Source organism: Streptomyces sp. NPDC021225 (assembly GCF_044332865.1).
GTDB lineage: Bacteria > Actinomycetota > Actinomycetes > Streptomycetales > Streptomycetaceae > Streptomyces.
Genome location: NZ_JBIRPV010000014.1, coordinates 178,664 through 199,039, shown reverse-complemented (window position 1 = coordinate 199,039; position 20,376 = coordinate 178,664). Strand labels below are relative to the sequence as shown.

At 71.6% G+C, this 20,376-nt stretch carries 19 protein-coding genes; 10 read left to right on the top strand and 9 right to left on the bottom strand.

Going from position 1 to position 20,376, the window contains the following annotated elements; all coding sequences use genetic code 11:
* Positions 1–90 precede the first annotated feature (90 nt).
* Positions 91–1,179, top strand: coding sequence for a DUF5937 family protein (locus tag ACH4S9_RS40000; protein WP_398376640.1), 1,089 nt, complete (start codon positions 91–93; stop codon positions 1,177–1,179).
* A gap of 24 nt (positions 1,180–1,203) precedes the next feature.
* On the opposite strand, the gene ACH4S9_RS39995 is transcribed toward ACH4S9_RS40000, so the two are convergent.
* Together ACH4S9_RS39995 and ACH4S9_RS39990 are read right to left on the bottom strand one after the other, a co-directional pair.
* The gene (locus ACH4S9_RS39995; protein ID WP_311727158.1) at positions 1,204–1,902 is read right to left on the bottom strand and encodes a response regulator transcription factor; all 699 of its coding nucleotides are present in this window, start codon (positions 1,900–1,902) and stop codon (positions 1,204–1,206) included.
* A 152-nt stretch (positions 1,903–2,054) separates the two neighbouring features.
* Positions 2,055–3,254, bottom strand: a complete 1,200-nt coding sequence (locus ACH4S9_RS39990) for a sensor histidine kinase (RefSeq protein WP_311727157.1) — start codon at positions 3,252–3,254, stop codon at positions 2,055–2,057.
* A 110-nt stretch (positions 3,255–3,364) separates the two neighbouring features.
* On the opposite strand from ACH4S9_RS39990, the gene ACH4S9_RS39985 reads away from it, so the two are divergent.
* A complete protein-coding gene (locus ACH4S9_RS39985; protein ID WP_398376639.1) occupies positions 3,365–4,483 on the top strand; it encodes an SAM-dependent methyltransferase in 1,119 nt (372 codons plus the stop codon).
* Between the two features lie 28 nt (positions 4,484–4,511).
* The gene (locus ACH4S9_RS39980; protein ID WP_398376638.1) at positions 4,512–5,654 is read left to right on the top strand and encodes an NADH-quinone oxidoreductase subunit D; all 1,143 of its coding nucleotides are present in this window, start codon (positions 4,512–4,514) and stop codon (positions 5,652–5,654) included.
* Positions 5,655–5,676: 22 nt separating this feature from the next.
* On the opposite strand, the gene ACH4S9_RS39975 is transcribed toward ACH4S9_RS39980, so the two are convergent.
* The 4 genes from ACH4S9_RS39975 to ACH4S9_RS39960 form a co-directional block, all read right to left on the bottom strand.
* On the bottom strand, positions 5,677–6,840 hold the full coding sequence (locus ACH4S9_RS39975) for a hypothetical protein (protein WP_398376637.1): 1,164 nt from the start codon (positions 6,838–6,840) through the stop codon (positions 5,677–5,679).
* 308 nt (positions 6,841–7,148) lie between these two features.
* A complete protein-coding gene (locus ACH4S9_RS39970) occupies positions 7,149–8,081 on the bottom strand; it encodes an ABC transporter substrate-binding protein (RefSeq protein ID WP_311727152.1) in 933 nt (310 codons plus the stop codon).
* A 130-nt stretch (positions 8,082–8,211) separates the two neighbouring features.
* Complete coding sequence (locus ACH4S9_RS39965; protein WP_398376635.1) at positions 8,212–8,967, bottom strand: ABC transporter permease; 756 nt, start codon at positions 8,965–8,967, stop codon at positions 8,212–8,214.
* Positions 8,967–9,713, bottom strand: a complete 747-nt coding sequence (locus tag ACH4S9_RS39960; protein ID WP_358843845.1) for an ABC transporter permease — start codon at positions 9,711–9,713, stop codon at positions 8,967–8,969. The genes ACH4S9_RS39965 and ACH4S9_RS39960 overlap by 1 nt, the downstream gene beginning before the upstream one ends.
* 121 nt (positions 9,714–9,834) lie before the next feature.
* Between ACH4S9_RS39960 and ACH4S9_RS39955 the strand changes: the two genes are divergently transcribed.
* Positions 9,835–10,998, top strand: a complete 1,164-nt coding sequence (locus tag ACH4S9_RS39955) for a betaine/proline/choline family ABC transporter ATP-binding protein (RefSeq protein ID WP_398376634.1) — start codon at positions 9,835–9,837, stop codon at positions 10,996–10,998.
* A gap of 52 nt (positions 10,999–11,050) precedes the next feature.
* Here the strand turns inward: ACH4S9_RS39955 and ACH4S9_RS39950 are convergent, their stop codons facing one another.
* Positions 11,051–12,184: an alpha/beta hydrolase-fold protein gene (locus ACH4S9_RS39950; protein ID WP_358843846.1), complete on the bottom strand. Its 1,134-nt coding sequence runs from the start codon at positions 12,182–12,184 to the stop codon at positions 11,051–11,053.
* A gap of 139 nt (positions 12,185–12,323) precedes the next feature.
* On the opposite strand from ACH4S9_RS39950, the gene ACH4S9_RS39945 reads away from it, so the two are divergent.
* The 6 genes from ACH4S9_RS39945 to ACH4S9_RS39920 all read left to right on the top strand — a co-directional run bounded on the left by ACH4S9_RS39945 (position 12,324) and on the right by ACH4S9_RS39920 (position 17,362).
* Positions 12,324–14,159, top strand: a complete 1,836-nt coding sequence (locus tag ACH4S9_RS39945; RefSeq protein ID WP_311727147.1) for a phosphatidylglycerol lysyltransferase domain-containing protein — start codon at positions 12,324–12,326, stop codon at positions 14,157–14,159.
* Between the two features lie 52 nt (positions 14,160–14,211).
* On the top strand, positions 14,212–15,087 hold the full coding sequence (gene folP / locus ACH4S9_RS39940; RefSeq protein WP_311727146.1) for a dihydropteroate synthase: 876 nt from the start codon (positions 14,212–14,214) through the stop codon (positions 15,085–15,087).
* Entirely contained in the window at positions 15,084–15,587 is a 504-nt protein-coding gene (locus tag ACH4S9_RS39935) for a nuclear transport factor 2 family protein (protein ID WP_358843847.1), read from the top strand. Before folP ends, ACH4S9_RS39935 begins: the two co-directional genes overlap by 4 nt.
* Before the next feature lie 253 nt (positions 15,588–15,840).
* Positions 15,841–16,200 (top strand): dihydroneopterin aldolase, encoded by a 360-nt coding sequence (gene folB / locus ACH4S9_RS39930; RefSeq protein WP_398376631.1) that lies wholly within the window; start codon positions 15,841–15,843, stop codon positions 16,198–16,200.
* Positions 16,200–16,793 carry a 2-amino-4-hydroxy-6-hydroxymethyldihydropteridine diphosphokinase gene (gene folK / locus ACH4S9_RS39925; protein WP_311727228.1) on the top strand — a complete coding sequence of 198 codons (594 nt, stop codon included), beginning with the start codon at positions 16,200–16,202 and terminating at the stop codon, positions 16,791–16,793. Before folB ends, folK begins: the two co-directional genes overlap by 1 nt.
* Before the next feature lie 74 nt (positions 16,794–16,867).
* Entirely contained in the window at positions 16,868–17,362 is a 495-nt protein-coding gene (locus ACH4S9_RS39920; RefSeq protein ID WP_311727227.1) for a DUF3180 domain-containing protein, read from the top strand.
* A gap of 26 nt (positions 17,363–17,388) precedes the next feature.
* On the opposite strand, the gene folE is transcribed toward ACH4S9_RS39920, so the two are convergent.
* A complete protein-coding gene (gene folE, locus ACH4S9_RS39915) occupies positions 17,389–17,994 on the bottom strand; it encodes a GTP cyclohydrolase I FolE (RefSeq protein ID WP_311727143.1) in 606 nt (201 codons plus the stop codon).
* A gap of 183 nt (positions 17,995–18,177) precedes the next feature.
* Positions 18,178–20,214: an ATP-dependent zinc metalloprotease FtsH gene (gene ftsH / locus ACH4S9_RS39910; RefSeq protein WP_311727142.1), complete on the bottom strand. Its 2,037-nt coding sequence runs from the start codon at positions 20,212–20,214 to the stop codon at positions 18,178–18,180.
* Positions 20,215–20,376: the final 162 nt, after the last annotated feature.

Genomic DNA, 20,376 nt, shown 5'->3' with positions numbered 1-20,376 from the left:
CTGCGCCCGCCCCCGGCCGCCGGTCACCTCGATTGACGATCGCCGTCAAGCGACGCCGGAGACCGCCGGCGCGGACCGCACCATAGGGGCATGGCCAACGTCATCGACATCACCGGGCTGCCGCCCGAGCGCATCGTCTTCAGCCCCTCCCCGCTCGCCGAGCTGGGCGCCGCGCTGCATGTGCTGTCCGAGCCCGGCCACCACCCGGGGCTGCACGGCTGGGCCACCGCCACCGCCTCGGGCCTCAAGCCGGACCTCGCCGACCGGCTCCACGAGGCGGACTTCCTGTGGCGCTCCTCCCGCTCCGATCTGCTGCTGCCCGCCGAGCCCGGGGCGACCCTCGCGGAGGAGCTGGACGCGCTGGACCGGATCGACGACGAGACGTTCGTGGCGGCGGCCTTCGAGATCGCCTGCTCCTCGTACGGACAACCCGTGCCGTCCCCGCTGGTCGACGCGGGCGAGCGGGCGCGGGCGCGCGAGATGGCCTCGGCCCGTGGGCCGAAGCAGGCCGCGTTCGTCAACCGGATGCTGGAGGACCCGGACGGGCTGCGGGTCTGGCTGCGCCGCCTGCTGGAGGACTGCGACCGGGCGTTCTTCGCGGACACCTGGCAGCGGGTACGGATCCAGCTGGCCGCCGACGCCCGCCACAAGGCGGAGCTGCTGCGGCACAAGGGGCTCGATGAGGCGCTGGCGGCGACCTCGGCCGCGCTGTCCATGACGCCGGGCGAAGGCGGTGGACGGCGCATCCTCGTGGACAAGCTCGCCGGGGGCGAGACGACGGCCGCCGGCCAGGGGGTCACCCTCATCCCGACCACCTTCGGCTGGCCGCATCTGCTCGTGGTGTACGCGCCCGGCCGGCGCCCGGTGATCCAGTACCCGATCGCGGCCCCGGACCTGCCGCCGCCCGCCGCGCTGGAACTGGTCCAGCGCAGGATGGACGCGCTGGCCCACCCGATGCGGATGCGCCTGTGCCGCTCCCTGGCCCGCGGCCCGCACACCACCGGCGAGCTGGCCGACGGCTGCGGCATCACCCCGCCGGAGGTCTCCCGGCACATCGCCGTCATGAAGAAGGCGGGGCTGCTGACCACCCGCCGCCGCGGCCGGTACGTGCTGCATCAGCTGGAGCTGTCGGCGGTGGCCCGGCTGGGCAGCGACTTCCTGGAGAGCGTCCTGAGGTAGCGGCGCCCACCCGACAGCCGGGCGTCAGAGCCGGGGGCCGCCGCCCGGGCCCTGGGCCCGTACCAGCCCCGACTCGTACGCCAGCACCACCACCTGCACCCGGTCGCGCAGCTCCAGCTTGGTGAGGATGCGGCCCACATGCGTCTTGACGGTCGCCTCGGAGAGCACCAGGCGCGCCGCTATCTCGCCGTTCGACAGCCCCTGCGCGACCAGCAGCATGACCTCCCGCTCGCGGTCGGTCAGCCGCTCCAGCTCCGGGCGGGCCGAGCCGCCGGGCCCGTTGCCGCCCGCGCCCGGCAGCATCGGCGCGAAGCGGTCCAGCAGACGGCGAGTGGTGCTGGGGGCGACGACCGCGTCACCGCTGTGCACGGCGCGGATCGCGGCGAGCAGCTCACCGGGCGGCACATCCTTGAGCATGAAGCCGCCCGCCCCGGCCTTGAGGGCCGAGAAGGCGTACTCGTCGAGGTCGAAGGTGGTCAGGATGAGCACCTTGGGCGCGTCCGGCTGCGCGCAGATCCGGCGGGTCGCCTCCACCCCGTCGAGCCTGGGCATCCGGACGTCCATGAGGACGACGTCCACCTCGGCGGTGCGCAGCGCCTCCAGGGCCTCCGCGCCGTCGCCCGCCTCGGCGACGACCTCCATGTCGGGCTGGGCCGCGAGCACCATCCGGAAGCCGGCGCGCAGCAGCGCTTGGTCGTCGACGAGCATGACGCGGATGGACATCCGGTCGGGTCCCTTCCCTTGGTTCCCTCAGCGAGCGGGTCTCGGTGAGCGGGCTTTCGGTGAGCGGCTACTTCGTGAACGGCGTCTCGGTGAACGCTCACCGCGAGCGTGACAGTACTGACTGGGCCGACCGGACCGGACGGCCGTGCCGCTCAGCCCGTCGGCTTGAGCGGCAGCAGGGCGCTGATCCGGAAGCCGCCGCCCGGCCGGGGGCCCGCGTCGAGGGTGCCCCCCACCATGCCGACCCGCTCCCGCATCCCGATCAGGCCGTGCCCCTGGCCGTCCGCCCCGCCGTCCTTGTACGTCTCGTGCCGCGCACCCCGCCCGTCGTCCTCGACGAGGAGGCCGAGCCCGTCGTCGAAGTAGGTCAGCCGCACGCTGGCCCCGACGTCCGGGCCGCCGTGCTTACGGGTGTTGGTGAGCGCTTCCTGCACGATGCGGTAGGCGGTCAGCTCGACGCCGCTGGGCAGCGGGCGCGGGCTGCCCACGATCTTGAAGTCCACCGGCAGGCCGGCGCCGCGCACCTGCTCCACGAGGTCGTCTATCTGTTCCACGTCGGGCTGCGGCACATAGTCGCTGTCGTCGCTCGGCGCCCCCGAGCGCAGCACGCCCAGCAGCCGCCGCATCTCGGCGAGCGCCTGGCGGCCGGTGCCGGAGATCGTCTCCAGGGCCTGCCTGGCCTGGTCGGGGGCGGCGTCCATGACATACGCGGCGCCGTCGGCCTGGACCACCATCACCGACACGTTGTGGGCCACGACATCGTGCAGCTCGCGCGCGATCCGCGCCCGCTCGGCGGCGACCGCCACCTTCGCCTGCGCCTCGCGCTCCTTCTCCAGGCGCGCGGCGCGCTCCTCCAGCTGGGCGTAGTAGGCGCGGCGCGTGCGGATGGAGTCGCCGAGCACCCAGGCCAGGAGGAACGGAATGACGGAGAAGACCATGGCGATGACCCCGCCGAGCAAGGTCCGCTGCTCCGGGCCCGGCCAGCGGATGGCGGCGATGACCGGCGCGACCAGGGCGGCGATCAGCGCGAAGCGGGACGCCCGGCGATCGCCTTCAACCGCCACCGTGTACGCGACGACCAGCATCGCGAAGTCCGAGGGGTTCACCGCCACATCGAGCGCGACCTGGAGCAGCCCGCACCCGATGACGAGGATCAGCACCTTCTCCGGGGCGCGGCGGCGCAGCGCGACGGCGGAGCACAGCGCGAAGACGACCGGCACGGCCACGACGCGCGGTACGGGATGCATGGGCGCCTTGACGATCCACACGAGCGAGAAGCCGAAGAGGATGACGGCCCAGAAGCCGTCCACCCCTGTCGGGTGCCTGCGGAGAAAGTCATAGAGGCGCTGCACGTCACCCAGCGTAGGCATGGTGGACACGTCCGGAGGTCAGCCGGACGGGCGATCCGTGAGTCGCCTCCCTACGACCCAAGGTGGATACCGGCTCCGTTTAGCGTGGTCCTGTGGCGAGCGAGACGCGGAATTGGCTGGGGTGGCGTGCCGCCACCGAACACGCACTCTACGGTCCGGAAGGGTTCTTCCGGCGCGCGGAAGGGCCGGCCGGGCATTTCCGCACATCGGTGCATGCCTCGCATCGGTACGCGAGGGCGGTCGCCGAGCTGCTGGGCCGGGTGGACCGGGCGCTGGGCCACCCGGACGAGCTGGCCCTGGTGGACATGGGCGCGGGGCGGGGCGAGCTGCTGACCGGCGTGCTCGGGTGCGTGGCGGACCTGCCCGCCCGGCCCGGCCCCCGGCTCGGCGAGCGGCTGCGCCCTTACGCAGTGGAGCGCGCGCCGCGCCCGCCCGGCCTCGACCCCCGGATCGGCTGGCTCGGGGACCTCGGTGAACTGCCGCCCGGCGGCGTCGACGGCCTCCTCTTCGCCAACGAATGGCTCGACAACGTCCCCGTCGACGTCGCCGAGACCGACGCGGACGGCGCCTGGCGGCGGGTCCTGGTCTCGCCCGAGGACGGCGCGGAACGGCTGAGCGGGCCGGTCGGCGGCGCGGACGCGGACTGGCTGGCCCGCTGGTGGCCGCCCGCGGGGCACGAGCCGGGGCTGCGGGCGGAGATCGGCCGGCCGCGGGACGAGGCGTGGGCGGAGGCGGTGCGGGCCGTGCGGTCGGGGCTCGCGGTCGCCGTCGACTACGCGCATGAGCGCGGGGCGCGGCCCCTGTTCGGGACGCTGGCCGGCTTCCGCGAGGGGCGTGAGGTGAGGCCCGTGCCGGACGGCTCCTGCGATCTGACCTCCCATGTGGCGCTCGACGCGTGCGCGGCGGCGGGCGCGTCCGCCCTGCGGGGTGCGGCAGCACATCGCGCGCTCGGGGATTCCCCGCTCGCGGATTCCGCGCTCGACCCTGTGGCCCTCCCCCAGCGCGACGCGCTGCGCGCCCTCGGGGTCGACGGGCGGCGGCCGCCGCTCGCCCTGGCGTCGAGCGACCCGGCGGCGTACGTCCGCGCGCTGAGCGGGGCGGGCGAGGCGGCGGAGCTGCTGGACCCGGCGGGCCTCGGCGGGTTCACCTGGCTGCTCCAGCCGACGGTCGCGGCGTGCGGCGGGCTGCCGGGGCCGGGCGACCAGGACTGAGAGACGGCGGGGCTGAGAGACTGGGCCCATGACGGAGACGACAGTCGGCATCGGCGGTGCCGCGGAGAGCACCGACATGGTGCTCAACATCGGCCCGCAGCACCCGTCCACCCACGGCGTGCTGCGGCTGCGGCTCGTCCTGGACGGGGAGCGGATCCAGCACGTCGAGCCGGTGATCGGGTATATGCACCGCGGCGCGGAGAAGCTGTTCGAGGCGCGGGACTACCGCCAGATCATCATGCTCGCCAACCGTCACGACTGGCTCTCCGCCTTCTCCAACGAGCTGGGCGTCGTCCTCGCCGTCGAGCGGATGCTGGGCATGGAGGTGCCGGAGCGCGCGGTGTGGACGCGCACCCTGCTGGCCGAGCTGAACCGGGTGCTCAACCACCTGATGTTCCTGGGCTCGTACCCCCTGGAGCTGGGCGGCATCACCCCGATCTTCTACGCGTTCCGCGAGCGCGAGGACCTTCAGCACGTCATGGAGGAGGTCTCCGGCGGCCGGATGCACTACATGTTCAACCGGGTCGGCGGCCTCAAGGAGGACCTGCCCGCGGGCTGGCTCGGCCGGGCGCGCCAGGCGGTGGCCGAGGTCCGCTCGCGCATGGACGTGTACGACCAGCTGGTGCTCGGCAACGAGATCTTCCGGGGGCGCACCCGCGGGGTGGGCGCGCTGGCGCGCGAGACGGTGCACGCCTACGGGGTCAGCGGGCCCATCGCCCGCGCCTCGGGCGTCGACTTCGACCTGCGGCGCGACGAGCCGTATCTGGCGTACGGAGAGCTGGGGGACACCCTGAAGGTCGTCGTCCGCGAGGAGGGCGACTGCCTGGCGCGCTTCGAGTGCCTGCTGGAGCAGACGCACAACTCCCTCGACCTGGCGGACGCCTGCCTGGACCGGATCGCCGAGCTCCCGCCGGGACCGATCAACCAGCGGCTGCCCAAGGTGCTCAAGGCGCCCGAGGGCCACACCTACGCCTGGACCGAGAACCCGCTGGGCCTCAACGGCTACTACCTGGTCTCGAAGGGCGAGAAGACGCCGTACCGGCTGAAGCTGCGGTCGGCGTCGTACAACAACATCCAGGCGCTGACCGAGCTGCTGCCGGGCACGCTGGTGGCCGACATGGTGGCCATCCTCGGCTCGCTCTTCTTCGTCGTCGGCGACATCGACAAATAATCGGCGAGGAGTCGGCGCGGCCCTACGAGATCGCGCTGCGCAGCTCGGGGATGTCGATGTGCTCGTCCTCGTCGTGCGCGGTCAGGTCGATGACCTCGCCGACCTCGCTCTTCCCGGCCTCCGCGAGGGTCTCCGCGCCGATCACGTCGGCGAGATCCTCGTCCGACGCCGCCTCCGGGCGCCCGGCAGGCTTGGCGGCCTTGGCCGGCTCGGTGGGCTCAACGGCCTTGGCGGGCTCCGGCTCGACGGGCTCGGGGGCGGCCTCGGCCGGCGCGGGCGACTCGGCGGCGGGCCCGACGGGCTCCGGCTGCCGCTTCTTGGGCTGCTGCTTCTTCTGCGTGCCGAAGTAGTCGAAGCCGCCCTCCGAGCGGGAGGCGGCCCGCCGCGCGGCGGCGTACGGCACGACCGCGGAGGCCGCCGTACGGGCGTGGGGCCGGGGCTCACCGGCCGGGTACTCACCGGCCGGGTGCTCACCGGCCGGATGCTCCCCGGCAGGCCGGTCCTCGACCGCGGGCTCCTCGGCGGGCAGTTCCTGCGCTACGGGCGCCGCGGCCGGACGGTCCTCGGTCGGCCGGTCATCAGCCGGTCCGTCCTCGGTCAACCGGTCCTCGGCCCGCGGCTGGCGCGGCACCCGCCCCCGCTCCTCGCGCTTCTCACGCTCCTCGCGTTCTTCGCGCTCTTCCCGCTCCTCGCGCTCCTCGCGCTGCCTGCGCGCATTGTGCAGCAGGTGACGCATCGCCTCATCGGCCCGCGCATAGGCCTCGGCGGTCGGGGCATCGCCCACCGGGGCGCCGATGGCCGGGGCCTCGGAGACCGGCGGCATGGCCTCCAGCTCCTTGGCCGGGGCCGCGGCCTCCAGCTCCAGCCGACGGCGGCCCTCCAGGGCCCTGGCCCGCTCTGTCTCGGCCGTGGCGTAGCGGCGCAGCAGCGCGGCGTGCTCATTGCGCAGCCGGGCCAGCTCGGCCCGCTTGGTGCGCAGCTTGCTGTTGAGCGCGGTCTGGAGCTCGGTGTTCTTCTCGGCGGCCGCCTCGAGTTCGGCGATCCGGTCCTCGTACTTCAGCTCCTGCCGCGCGCTCTCGCTCGCGACCTCGGCGACCCGCCGCCCGGCAGCGCGGTCCCAACTGCGCATCAGGATGGCGCCGACCACCGCGGCGGCGGCCGCGGTCGCGGCAAGGCCACGGATCACGACCGTATCGCCGACCAGCCAGGCACCGGCGGCACACGCTATTGACGCTGCTGCGACCGACGTAGCGGGAAGTAGCCTGTGCAGCGGTGGGGAATGGCGGTGGCGTCCACGTGGCATGGGCCGAAACTTACCGTGCGGGCGGCTCACATGGGGCCCCGCCCCGCCAAATTCCGGGCCGATCTGTGATGGATCCGAGATGGATCCGCCACGGTTCCGCCATCGAACCGCCGCCGATAGGCCCGAGAAGTGCCCGCCGGGCCCCGCCAATACCCCATCCGCGTCCCGTGTTTCACCAGTCCTTCACGGGACTAGCCCTTCACGAGTCCCTTCTCCTTCAGGTAGTCCTCGGCGACGTCGGACGCCTTGAGCCGCTCCGCGTCCACCTTCTTGTTGAGTTCGGTGAGATCAGCGGTGGTCAGCACCTTGTTGAGCTTGTTGAGCGCGTCAGCGATCTTCTTCGAGCCCGCGGACTTCGCATTCACGACGGGCAGGACGTTGTCGGCATTCTGGAGTTTCTTGTCGTCCTCCAGCAGGACGAGGCCGAACTGGCCGAGGGTGGCGTCCGTGGTCGTGGTCAGCACCATCTGGTCCTTGCCGTCCTTGACCGCCTGCTTGGCCTGGACGCTGCCGATATCCAGAGAGTCGATGCCGGTGATGTCTATCCCGTACGTCTTCTCCAGGCCGGGCTGGCAGAAGGGGCGCTTGGGGCATTCGTCGCCCGCCGCCAACTTGATCTTCTGCTTGGACTTTCCGAGGTCGGAGAGCGTCTTGAGGCCGTGCTCCGAAGCGAAGTCCTTGCGCACCGCGAAGGCGTTCTGATCGACGGCCTCGCCGGCCTCGAGCACCTTCAGTCCGCGGGGCTCGGCGAGTTCGCGGAGCGCCTTCACAGTGGCGTCGACGTCCGGGGAGGCGACGGGCTTGGCATTCTTGTCCTTCTTCAGATTCAGATATTCGGCCATGGTGGCCGCGTACTCCGGCACGACATCGATCTCGCCCTTCTCCAGAGCGGGTTCGTACAGTTCGCGGGTGGCGAGGGTCTTGATCGACGTCTTATAGCCGGCGTCCTCCAGCAGCCCCACGTACAGCGCCGCCAGGATCTTCGACTCGGTGAAGCCGGCCGACCCGACCACCACCGAGTCCTCGCTCTTCTTCTCCAGGCTGTCGCCGCCGCACGCGGTGAGGCCGGCCGCCAGCGCCGCGACGGTCGCGGCGGCCCCGGCCACTCGGAAGATCTTGCTCATTGGGATTCCCTATCCATATCCATAGATGACATGCGACGGCATGAGACGTCACGAATATTCAGCGCGCCCACATCTCCGCGGACATCGCCGTGAACATCGCGGTGAACATCGCGGTGGGCCGGGTGCCCGCTCACGACGGCGGGCCGGCCGCGCCGGTCAGCGCCGGCGTCTTCGACACCTGGCCCGCGGGCGGGCGCGGCTCCGCGGCCGCTACCCGGCCGCGCCTGCGGCGCATCGGGTCCAGCAGCCACTGAAGGCCGACGAACACGCCCTCGACCGTCAGCGCGAGGGCCGCGACCAGCACCGCCCCGGCCACCACCTGGGCGGTGTCGGTGACCCGGAAGCCCGCCGTGATGATCCGGCCGAGCCCGCCGCCGCCGGGCAGCGCCGCGAGCGTCGCGGTGGCCACCACCTGCACGGCCGCCGAGCGCACCCCGGTCATGATCATCGGGAAGGCGAGCGGCAGCTCGACCCGGGCGACCAACTGGCCGCCCGTCATCCCCATGCCGCGCGCCGCCTCGACGACCTCGCGGTCCGCCTCGCGCATCCCCACGTAGGCGTTGGTGAGCAGCGGCGGGATGGCGAACAGCACCAGCGCTATGACGGTGGGCCAGTCGCCGTGTGTGCCCAGCGGGCTGAGCAGCAGCAGGACCAGGACCGCGAAGGTGGGCACCGCACGGCCCGCGTTGGAGATGTTGACCGCAAGGGCGCCGCCCTTGCCGATGTGACCGAGCACGACGGCCACCGGCAGCGCGATCGCGCACGAGATCGCCAGACAGACGAAGGTGAGATACAGATGCTGGCCGAGCCGGTGCCAGACGCCGTCGACTCCCGACCAGTGCGACCCGGTGGCCAGCCACGACCAGGCCTCGCCGATGACCCCCATCAGGCCGTCCTCGCCTTCTGCCGCGCCTCAGGCCCGCTCTTCCGCCCCTGCTTCCGCGCCTGTTTGCGCGTTTTCTTCGCCCCGCCCCGCGCCCAGGGCGTCAGCAGCCGCTGGAGGGCGAGCAGCAGCACATCCGCCGCGACCGCCAGGGCCACGCACAGCACCGACGCGGTGAGCACCTGGGCCTTGAAGAAGCTCTGCATGCCCTCGTAGATGAGATTGCCGAGGCCGCCATAGCCGACGATCGCGCCGACCGTGGTGAGCGAGATGGTCGAGACCGTGGTGATCCGCAGGCCCGCCATCAGGGCGGGCAGCGCGAGCGGCAGCTCCACGCCGAGCAGCAGACGCACCGGGCCGTAGCCCATGCCGCGGGCCGCCTCGCGGGCCTCCTCGGGCACCGAGGCGAGACCGGCCATGATGTTGCGCACCAGGATCGTGAGCGAGTAGAGCACCAGGCCGGTGATCACCACCGCGGCCGAGATCCCGAAGAAGGGCAGCAGCAGGGAGAACATCGCCAGCGAGGGCACCGTATAGAGAATCGTCGTCAGCCCCAGCACCGGGCCCGCCACGGACCGCCATCTGCGGGCCAGCAGCGCCAGTGGAAAGGCGACCACGAAACCGATGGCGACCGACGCCACCGTGATCCACACATGCTGGACCGTCGCGTCCGTCAGCTCCTGACTTCGCGTCCGTACATATTCCCCGCAGATCCAGTCGTTGCTGATCAGGCAGCTCTGCCCGGCCACACGGTCACCTCCCCGTCAGTTTCCGGTGACCTGGCGACCCTAACCCCGGGCACCGACAATCTCGTCGGCTCGCCACACAACAGCAACAATTCAAACCCGGAATGCGGCCACAATGGGGGGCGTGATCCGCTTCGAGAACGTCACCAAGCGCTACGCCGACGGCACGACGGCCGTGGACGATCTGTCCTTCGAGGTCGCGGAAGGCGAGCTGGTCACGCTCGTCGGACCCTCGGGCTGCGGCAAGACCACGACCATGAAGATGGTCAACCGCCTCATCGAGCCGACCTCGGGCCGGATCTTCCTGGACGGCGAGGACATCGCCGCGGTCGACCCGGTGAAGCTGCGGCGCCGCATCGGCTATGTCATCCAGCAGGTCGGCCTCTTCCCGCACAAGACCGTGCTGGAGAACACCGCCACCGTCCCGGCGCTGCTGGGCTGGCAGCGCAAGAAGGGCCGGGACCGCGCCGCCGAACTCCTCGACCTGGTCGGCCTCGACCCGTCCGTCTACGGCGACCGCTACCCCGACCAGCTCTCCGGCGGCCAGCGCCAGCGGGTCGGCGTGGCCCGGGCGCTGGCAGCCGACCCGCCGGTGCTGCTGATGGACGAGCCGTTCGGGGCCGTGGACCCGGTGGTGCGCGAGCGGCTCCAGAGCGAGTTTCTGCGGCTTCAGTCCCAGGTGCGCAAGACGGTGCTGCTGGTGACCCACGACATCGAGGAGGCGGTCCGGCTCGGCGACCGCATCGCGGTGTACGGGGCGGGGCGGATCGAGCAGTTCGACACGCCCGCTTCGGTGCTGGGCGCGCCCGCCACGCCGTACGTCGCGGACTTCGTCGGCGCGGACCGCGGCCTCAAGCGGCTGTCCGTGACGCCGATCGAGCCGGGCGACCTCGAACAGCCCCCGGTGGTCCACCTGGACGACCCGCTGGCCAAGGCCGCCGCCCGGCTGTCGGGCGAGGGGGCGCGCTGGGCCGTCGTCCTGGACGACGAGGACCGGCTGCACGGCTGGATCCCGGCGGACGCGGCGGAGAAGCCGGGTGCGCCCGGGACCGTACGGAACCACGCCCGCCGCATGGAGGCGTGGCTTCCGGTCGGCTCCTCGCTCAAGCAGGCGTTCAGCACGATGCTTCAGCACGACGCGGGCTGGATAGCGGTCCTCGACGACGACCGCTTCCTCGGGGTGCTCACCCCCGCCCGCCTCCATGAGGCGCTGCGCCGCTCGATCGACGCCGACGCGGGCGGTATCGCCCGGGCGGAGGTGGAGCTTCAGACGGTCGCCGACGCGTGAGCGGGCGCGGCGGCCCGGCGGGCGGGTGACGCGGGGGTGACGCCGGCGTGGCTCAGCGGTCGCTGAGCCGGCCGCCCAGCCACTCCAGCGCGCTGGGCACCTCGCGCTTCCAGGTGTTGAAGTTGTGGCCGCCGCTCTTCAGGATGATGGAGGAGATCCTGGTGGGCTCGCCCCGCCCGTTGACCTCCTTGACCTTCTCGATGAACTTCACGGTGTCGTTGTAGTTCTTCTCACCGTGCTCGCTGCTGGAGACCAGCAGGGACACCGGCGGGGCGGGCAGGTGGTCCAGCCGCCACATCAGGTCGTTCTCCCGTTCCAGCCGCTTGCTGCCGCCGAACAGATCGCCGGTGGTCGCGTCGATCGGGGACTTGTACGAGGGGGAGAGCCCGGCCGCGGCGGAGAAGGTCTCCGGGTGGCGCATGGCCATCTTCAACGCGCAGTAGCCGCCGGTGGAATTCCCGATGACGCCCCAGTTGCGGGCGCGCTTGCCCACCCGGTAGTGGCCCTCCACCGCGGTCGGCACGTCCTGGGTGAAGAATGTCTCGGTCTGCGGGCCGCCCGGCACGTCCATGCACTCGGTGTCGCGCGGCGGGGCGACGGTCGGACGCAGCATCACCAGGACCATCGGCTGCATCCTGCCGTCTTTGACCAGCTTATGAGCGTTCTGAGGGTATTTCAGCCCGTTGATGAGTGCCTCGGTGGTGCCGGGGTACCCGGTCAGCACCAGCGTGGCCGGGAAGTCACGTCTGGAGTACTCCGGCCGGAAGTACTCCGGCGGCAGATAGACATACGCCTGGCTGCCCAGCCCGGACTGCGGCCCCTTGATGGTGACCTTCTCGATCCGCCCCGCGACGGCCGGCGAGGAGTTTCCGGTGATGTTCATCTTCCGTATGTCGGTGACCTGCACCCGGGTGTTGCCCGCGGCGTCGTGGTTGACCACCACGCCCGGCGTGGTCTCGGTGCCGAACAGGTCCGACCAGGAGCCGTAGAAGCCGAAGGACTGGTTGGCGAACAGGCCGAGCGCGGCGAACAGCGACACCTGGGTGACCAGCAGTATGCCGATCCGGCCGAAGACCGGGGCCACTCCGCGCCGGGCGAGCCGGGGCCAGAGCCATACCGTGGTGCCGAACAGCAGCACCGACGCGACGACCGACAGCATCACGACGTTGTTGCTCGTAAGACCCATCACTATCTTTCTGCCGGGCGGCCGGCTCCCCCGTGCCGCGATGGAACCCCGCCCGGTCAATCGCCGTCTTGCTAGGCGCAAAATGTCCAGATGCTGCGTCAGAGAGACGGTTCTCCTGACCGGAGCGACGGGAAAGCGGATGTCTGACAGTCAAGATGCCGAAAAGTCCGGAAGGGTTGCCTCCCGTCCGCGGAGGCGGCCGCGCGGACCCCGGCCGGAGGCGGTGCCGACCGCGGTCGGCACCGCCTGCACGCTGATCGGGCTGCTGAACATCGTCTTCCCACGCATCCGCTACAGCAGGGTGCACGCCCTCGCCGACGTACTGCCGGGTGCGGTGAGCTCGCTGGCCGCCGCCGCGTCCATCGTGGTCGGCCTGCTCCTGCTGATGCTGGCCCACGGCCTGAAGCGCCGCAAGCGACGCGCCTGGGTCGCCGCCGTGGGTCTGCTGCCCGTCGGCGCGGCCGCCCAGCTGCTGTACCGCCACTCGATATGCGGGACGGTGCTCTCGCTGGTGCTCCTGGGCGTCATGATCCGCTACCGGAAGGAGTTCGCGGCGCTGCCTGACCCGCGCAGCCGCTGGATGGCGCTGGCCAACTTCGTGGTGCTGGGCGCGGTGAGCGTCGGGATCGGTCTGCTGATCGTACGTGCGGACCCCGACGACGTGGTGGGCCGGCCGTCGTTCGGCCAGCAGCTGGACCATGTGCTGTGGGGGCTGATCGGCTTCGAGGGGCCCGTCGGCTACCGGGACGGCGCGGACTACACCGTCGGCTACTCCCTCGGCGCGCTCGGCCTGCTGACCGTCGCCACCACCGCCTACCTCGCCTTCCGCCCCGAGCACCCCGCCGCCCGGCTGACCGCCCAGGACGAGGAGCGGCTGCGCGAACTGCTCGCCGCGCACGGGCGCCGCGACTCGCTGGGCCACTTCGCGCTCCGCCGCGACAAGGGCGTCGTCTTCTCGCCGAGCGGCAAGGCCGCGGTCTGCTACCGCGTCGTCTCCGGTGTGATGCTCGCCAGCGGCGACCCGGTCGGCGACGTGGAGGCCTGGCCGGGCGCCATCGCCCGCTTCATGGAGGAGGCGCGGGCCCACTCCTGGACGCCGGCGGTCATGGGGTGCAGCGAGACCGGCGGCGAGGTGTGGACGCGGGAGACCGGTCTCGACGCGCTGGAGCTGGGCGACGAGGCGATCGTGGACGTCGCGGACTTCACCCTGTCCGGACGCGCCATGCGCAACGTCCGCCAGATGGTCAAGCGCATCGAGCGGGCCGGATACGAGACCCGGGTACGGCGCGCCGCCGATCTGAGCGAGGAGGAGCTGGCGGCCATCCGGAAGGCCGCCGCGGACTGGCGGGGCACCGACACCGAGCGCGGCTTCTCCATGGCGCTGGGCCGGATCGGCGACCCGGCGGACGGGGACTCGGTCATCGCGACCGCCCACAAGGCCCCCGAGGAGGGCGCCGCGCCCGGCCCGTACGGGGACCTCAAAGCCGTGCTGCACTTCGTGCCATGGGGCCGGGACGGGATGTCGCTGGACCTCATGCGGCGCGACCGCAGCGCCGACCCGGGCATGAACGAGCTGCTGATCGTGGCCTCGCTCCAGGCCGCCGGGGGGCTCGGGGTCACCCGGGTGTCGCTGAACTTCGCGATGTTCCGCTCGGCGCTGGCGCGCGGCGAGAAGCTGGGCGCGGGCCCGGTGCTGCGCGGCTGGCGGGCGCTGCTGGTGTTCCTGTCGCGCTGGTTCCAGATCGAGTCGCTGTACAAGTTCAACGCCAAGTTCCAGCCGCGCTGGGAGCCGCGCTTCGTGGTCTTCCGCCATACGCGCGACCTGCCGCGCATCGGCCTGGCGGCGATGCAGGCCGAGGGCTTTGTGTCGCTGGCCCTGCCCCGGCTGCTGCGCCGCGGGCGGCGCGCCGAGCCGAGGCCCTGCGCGCACCAGTCCGGGGCCACCGCGCACGGCCACCTGGAGCAGGCCGCGTGACGCGCCCCGGGCGGGCGAGGCGGCTGGTCCGGGTACGCCTAGTCTGGGGTGCATGAGGACGTTGCGTGGACGGGGGCGGGTGGCCGGACTGCCGGAGTGGGACCGGTGCGCGGTGATGGGCGTGGTCAACGTCACGCCCGACTCGTTCTCGGACGGCGGTCAGTGGTTCGACACCGAGCTGGCCGTCAAGCACGGTCTGGAGCTGGCCGCGGCCGGAGCGGACCTGGTGGACGTCGGCGGCGAGTCGACCCGCCCGGGCGCGCCCCGCGTCGACGAGGCCGAGGAGCTGCGGCGGGTCGTCCCGGTGGTGCGCGAGCTGGCCGCCGCGGGGCTGGTGGTGAGCGTGGACACCATGCGGGCCTCGGTCGCCGAGCGGGCGGTCGAGGCCGGGGCGCGGCTGGTCAACGACGTGAGCGGGGGCGGCGCCGACCCGGCGATGATCCCTGTGGTGGCCGCCGCCCGGGTGCCCTTCGTGGTGATGCACTGGCGCGGCCAGTCGATCGACATGAACAACCGCGCGGTCTACGGCGACGTGGTCGGCGAGGTCGTCGCGGAGCTGCGGGCGAGCCTGGAGCGGGCGGTGGCCGGCGGCATCGACCCGGAGCGGATCGTGATCGACCCCGGCCTCGGCTTCGCGAAGGACGCCGAGCACGACCTCGCGCTCGTCGCCCGGCTGGGCGCGCTGCGGGAGCTGGGGCGGCCGCTGCTGGTGGCGGCCTCGCGGAAGCGGTTCCTGGGGCGCGTACTGGCCAGGGACGGCGGCAGCCCGCCCCCCGCCCGGGAGCGGGACGCGGCGACGGCGGCCGTCTCGGCGATCGCGGCGCGGGAGGGCGCGTGGGCGGTGCGGGTGCACGAGGTGCACGCGAGCGCCGACGCGGTGCGCGTGGCCCGGGCCATCGAGGCGGCGGACACGGCGGGAGCGGTGTGACTTCCCTGACCGACAGCGAGCGGGTGGCACTCGCCAACACCGCGCTGTACGAGGCCATGGAGCAGGGCGACCACGGGGCGATGTCGCGGCTGTGGCTCGACGATCCGGCCACCGAGGTCTCCTGTGTGCACCCGGGCTGGCCGGTGCTGCGCGGGCGCGGCGAGGTGCTCCGTTCCTACGCGCTGATCATGGCGAACACCGACTACATCCAGTTCTTTCTGACGGATGTGGAGGTGTCGGTCATGGCCGACACCGCGATGGTGACCTGCACGGAGAACATCCTCAGCGGTGCCCCGGCGGAGGAGGAGGGCCAGCTGGGCCCGCTGGTGGGGCAGCTGGTGGTGGCCACGAACGTCTTCCGGAGGACCGGGGACGGCTGGAAGGTGTGGGCGCACCACGGATCGCCGGTGCTGGCGGAGCGCGACGAGAACGATGCCGCGGCCGACGCCGAGGGCCCGGACGACGGCCTGGACGGCGGCCCGGACCGACTTCTGCCCTGAGTTCACCCCTTTTTCGCCTCACCGGTTTTTTCGGCTCACCCGCCAGTGGTGCGCTCGTTCGAGGTGCGGCATGGACGGGTAGGGGGAACTCGCGCGGGGGCTCGGGGAGCGCGCGCCACGGCCCCCCGTGAGCGAGTGCTGTCCTTGCTCGCAGGTAGATTCGAAGGAGGTGCCCCCGCCGACGGCGGGGGACAGGTGGTGCGTTCCAGGCAGATCGGACGCACCCCGACCGACGACAGCAGGAGTGATTCGGGTGGATCGTGTCGCGCTGCGCGGCCTGAAGGCCCGCGGGCATCACGGGGTTTTCCCCCATGAGCGCGAGGAGGGCCAGACCTTCGTCGTGGACCTGGTGCTCGCCCTGGACACCCGGCCCGCCGCGGCCACCGACGACCTGACCAGGACCGTCCACTACGGCGAGGTGGCCGAAGAGGTCGTGGCGGTGGTGGAGGGGGAGCCGGTCGCCCTGATCGAGACCCTCGCCGACCGGATCGCCGAGCGGTGCCTCAAGCACGAGCTGGTTCAGGAGGTCGAGGTCGTGGTGCACAAGCCGGAGGCCCCGATCACCGTGCCCTTCGACGACGTGACCATCACCATCACCCGGAGCCGTCCATGATGAGCAGCAGCGACCCGACCGTGCAGCCCGTACCGGCCTCCGTCGTGGAGCGGGTGGACGCGGCCGATGTGACGTTGTCGAACCCCAAATGGGCGGTGATCGGGCTCGGCAGCAATCTGGGCAACCGCCTGGAGACCCTCCAGGGCGCGATCGACGCGCTGGAGGACACCCCGGGCCTGCGGGTCAAGGCGGTCTCCCCGGTGTACGAGACCGAGCCGTGGGGCGTGGACCCCGGCGCCCAGCCGTCGTATTTCAACGCGGTGGTGCTGATCAAGACCACGCTGCCGCCCTCCTCGCTGCTGGAGCGGGGACACGCCATCGAGGAGGCCTTCGAGCGGGTGCGCGACGAGCGCTGGGGCCCCCGGACGCTGGACGTGGACATCGTCACGTACCAGGACGTGATCTCCGACGACCCGGTGCTCACCCTGCCGCACCCCCGCGCCCACGAGCGCGCCTTTGTGCTCGTCCCCTGGCACGATGTGGACCCGGCGGCCGAGGTCCCGGGGCTCGGGGCGGTCTCGGGGCTGCTGGCCCAGGTGGGCCGGGAGGGCGTACAGCCGCGGGCGGACCTGGAACTGCGGCTCCCCGAATAGACGTTGATCCCGTAGATTCCGGCGCGATGGCGTACGACGTCGCGTCCACGTACGACTTGAGGGGCGACCGCTCGGTGAGGCAACTTCGGATCAGGGTCCTGGTCGGGCTGTTCGCCGCGGCCGGCGTGGTGTCATGGGCGGGCTCCCGGCTCTGGGACACGCTGGGTTCGCTGCCGAGCGTGCCGGTGGCCGCGCCGATCGTGCTGGCCCTGATCGCGGTCGTGCTGACCGCGACCGCCCTGTCCCTGCGGTCGCGGCTGCGCGCCCAGCGCGAGCGCCGGCCCGGCGCCAAGGGCGTCGACCCGCTGGTGGCCGCCCGGGCGTTGGTCTTCGGCCAGGCGAGCGCGCTGGTGGCGGCGCTGGTCTCGGGGATGTACGGCGGCGTCGGGGTCTTTCTCCTGATGGAGCAGTTCGACGTGCCCGCCCGCAAGGACCAGGCGATCTACGCGGGCGCCTCCGTGCTGGCGGGGGCGGCCGTGGTGGCCGCCGCGTTCTTCCTGGAGCGGGTCTGCAAGCTGCCCGAGGACGACGACACCGGAAACGGCCCGGGCGCGGCCGCCCGGGCCTGAGCCGCGCCCCAGGGCGCCGGCTGGGCCTAGCGCGCCATGATGAGACTCATCGCCTCGGCGCGGGTGGCCGGGTCGCGCAGCTGGCCGCGCACGGCCGAGGTGAGCGTCTTGGCGCCCGGCTTGCGCACCCCGCGCATGGTCATGCACATGTGCTCGCACTCCACCACCACGATCACTCCGCGCGGCTCCAGAATCCGCATCAGCGAGTCGGCGATCTGTGTGGTCAGCCGCTCCTGGACCTGCGGGCGGCGGGCGAAGACATCGACGAGCCGGGCCAGCTTGGACAGCCCGGTGATCTTGCCGTCGTTGGACGGGATATAGCCGACGTGGGCGACGCCGACGAAGGGCACCAGGTGGTGCTCGCAGGAGGACATCACCTCGATGTCCTTCACCAGCACCATCTCGTCATGGCCCAGGTCGAAGGTCGTGGTCAGGACCTCCTCGGGCTTCTGCCACAGCCCGGCGAATATCTCCCGGTACGCGCGGGCGACCCGCCCCGGCGTCTCCCGCAGCCCCTCCCGGTCCGGGTCCTCGCCGACGGCGATGAGCAACTCACGGACCGCCTGCTCGGCGCGCTTCTCGTCGAAGACGCCGACGGGGCCCTGGCCGTCCAGCGAAATGGGGTCGGTCATGGAGCTGCCTCGTTCCTCATGCGCACGGAAAACCAGAAAACCAGGAACCTGGAACCTGAAAAACGGCGGATGCCGCGCCCCCCAGGCTAAAACCTGGGGAACGCGGCATACATTCCGGGCCGGTATGGACCGATGAGGCCCACTCCGGGCCGCCGGGGCCGGGGCCCCGGGCGGCCGGGAGGATCAGCTCTCGGGTCCGGCCTCTTCCGGGCGCTCCGCACTGTCCTCGGGGGCGGTGGCCTTCGCGAGGCCGGCCGCCGCCGGGGGCTGGGTGCCATTGGCCGGGGCGAGCTCCCGAGGGGAGAGCACCGGCGGCCGGGTGGAGGGCGTACGCCGCGAGGAGCCGGTCCAGGCCGGGCGGGCCGGGCGCTTGACGATCGGGGCGAAGATCTCGGCGATCTGCTCCTTGTTGAGCGTCTCCTTCTCCAGCAGCGCCAGGACCAGGTTGTCCAGGACGTCGCGGTTCTCGACGAGGATCTCCCACGCCTCGTTGTGCGCGGCCTCGATGAGCTTCTTGACCTCCTCGTCGACCAGCGCGGCGACCTCTTCGGAGTAGTCGCGCTGGTGAGCCATCTCACGGCCCAGGAACGGCTCGGAGTTGTCGGAGCCGAACTTGATCGCGCCGAGCCGCTCGGTCATGCCGTACTGCGTGACCATCGCGCGGGCCGTGGCCGTCGCCTTCTCGATGTCGTTGGACGCGCCCGTGGTCGGGTCGTGGAAGACGAGCTCCTCAGCGGCGCGGCCGCCCATCATGTAGGCGAGCTGGTCGAGCATCTCGTTGCGCGTGGTCGAGTACTTGTCCTCGTCCGGCAGGACCATGGTGTAGCCCAGGGCCCGGCCGCGGGAGAGGATGGTGACCTTGTGCACCGGGTCGCTGTTCGGAGAAGCCGCCGCGACCAGGGCGTGACCGCCCTCGTGGTACGCGGTGATCTTCTTCTCCTTCTCGCTCATGATCCGGGTCCGCTTCTGCGGGCCGGCCACGACGCGGTCGATCGCCTCGTCCAGGAAGTGGTTGTCGATCAGCTTCTTGTCGCTGCGGGCCGTCAGCAGAGCGGCCTCGTTCAGCACATTGGACAGATCGGCACCGGTGAACCCGGGGGTGCGGCGGGCGACGGCGGAGAGGTCGACGTCCGGCGCGACCGGCTTGCCCTTCTGGTGAACCTTGAGGATCTCCAGACGGCCCTGCATGTCCGGACGGTCGACGGCGATCTGCCGGTCGAAGCGGCCCGGGCGCAGCAGCGCCGGGTCCAGGATGTCGGGCCGGTTGGTGGCGGCGATCAGGATGACGCCGCCCTTCACATCGAAGCCGTCCATCTCGACCAGCAGCTGGTTCAGTGTCTGCTCGCGCTCGTCGTGACCGCCGCCCATGCCGGCGCCGCGATGGCGGCCGACGGCGTCGATCTCGTCGACGAAGACGATCGCCGGGGCGTTGGCCTTGGCCTGCTCGAACAGGTCGCGGACGCGGGAAGCACCCACACCCACGAACATCTCGACGAAGTCGGAGCCGGAGATCGAGTAGAAGGGGACACCCGCCTCGCCCGCGACGGCGCGCGCGAGCAGTGTCTTGCCGGTGCCGGGCGGGCCGTACAGCAGCACGCCCTTGGGGATCTTGGCACCCACGGCCTGGAACTTCGCCGGCTCCTGGAGGAACTCCTTGATCTCATGGAGCTCCTCGACCGCCTCGTCCGCCCCGGCCACGTCCGCGAACGTCGTCTTCGGGGTGTCCTTGGTGATCAGCTTGGCCTTCGACTTGCCGAAGTTCATCACCCGGGAGCCGCCGCCCTGCATCTGATTCATCAGGAACAGGAAGACCACGACGATCAGCACGAACGGGAGCAGCGACAGCAGAATCCCGACGAACGGGTTCTGCTTCGAGGTCGAGACGTTGTAACCGTCCGGGATCCCGCCCTGCTTCTGGGCATTGGCCTGCAAGGTCCGGGCGATGTCGAGGCCCTGGTCACCGATGTAGGTGGCCTGGAGCTTGCTGCTGCCCGAGATCTTGGCGACGTTGTCCTTGAGCTCGATCTTGATCTTGTGCTCGTCGCCGGTCGTCAGCTCGGCGGACTGGACCTGGTTCCTGTTGATCGCCTTGACGACCTGGCTGGTGTCCACCGACTTGTAGCCGCCGGACGAGCCGACGACCTGCATCAACACGACCACGGCGAGGACGGCCAGCACGATCCACATGACCGGCCCACGGAAGTAGCGCTTCACGTCCATCCATACGGGGCGATTCCGCCCCGTCCCTCCTGCCACAGTGAGGCACGGCAGCCCTGGAGGGGCGGCCTGTGCGTGCGGTGTATTGCGGTGTATTTGCGGTGTATGAGCTGTGTAATCCTCAGTCTCAAAAAAGACTGACCTTCGGACGGTACCCCAGCATTG

Excerpts from the sequence above, each read along its gene's own strand:
- ACH4S9_RS39965 (WP_398376635.1), bottom strand. The coding sequence starts at position 8,967 with ATGGGGGTCATCGGCGAGGCCTGGTCGTGGCTGGCCACCGGGTCGCAC.
- ftsH (WP_311727142.1), bottom strand. The coding sequence starts at position 20,214 with ATGGACGTGAAGCGCTACTTCCGTGGGCCGGTCATGTGGATCGTGCTG.
- ACH4S9_RS39950 (WP_358843846.1), bottom strand. The coding sequence starts at position 12,184 with ATGGGTCTTACGAGCAACAACGTCGTGATGCTGTCGGTCGTCGCGTCG.
- ACH4S9_RS39995 (WP_311727158.1), bottom strand. The coding sequence starts at position 1,902 with ATGTCCATCCGCGTCATGCTCGTCGACGACCAAGCGCTGCTGCGCGCC.
- ACH4S9_RS39980 (WP_398376638.1), top strand. The coding sequence starts at position 4,512 with ATGACGGAGACGACAGTCGGCATCGGCGGTGCCGCGGAGAGCACCGAC.
- folP (WP_311727146.1), top strand. The coding sequence starts at position 14,212 with ATGAGGACGTTGCGTGGACGGGGGCGGGTGGCCGGACTGCCGGAGTGG.
- ACH4S9_RS40000 (WP_398376640.1), top strand. The coding sequence starts at position 91 with ATGGCCAACGTCATCGACATCACCGGGCTGCCGCCCGAGCGCATCGTC.
- folE (WP_311727143.1), bottom strand. The coding sequence starts at position 17,994 with ATGACCGACCCCATTTCGCTGGACGGCCAGGGCCCCGTCGGCGTCTTC.
- ACH4S9_RS39945 (WP_311727147.1), top strand. The coding sequence starts at position 12,324 with ATGTCTGACAGTCAAGATGCCGAAAAGTCCGGAAGGGTTGCCTCCCGT.
- folK (WP_311727228.1), top strand. The coding sequence starts at position 16,200 with ATGAGCAGCAGCGACCCGACCGTGCAGCCCGTACCGGCCTCCGTCGTG.
- ACH4S9_RS39970 (WP_311727152.1), bottom strand. The coding sequence starts at position 8,081 with ATGAGCAAGATCTTCCGAGTGGCCGGGGCCGCCGCGACCGTCGCGGCG.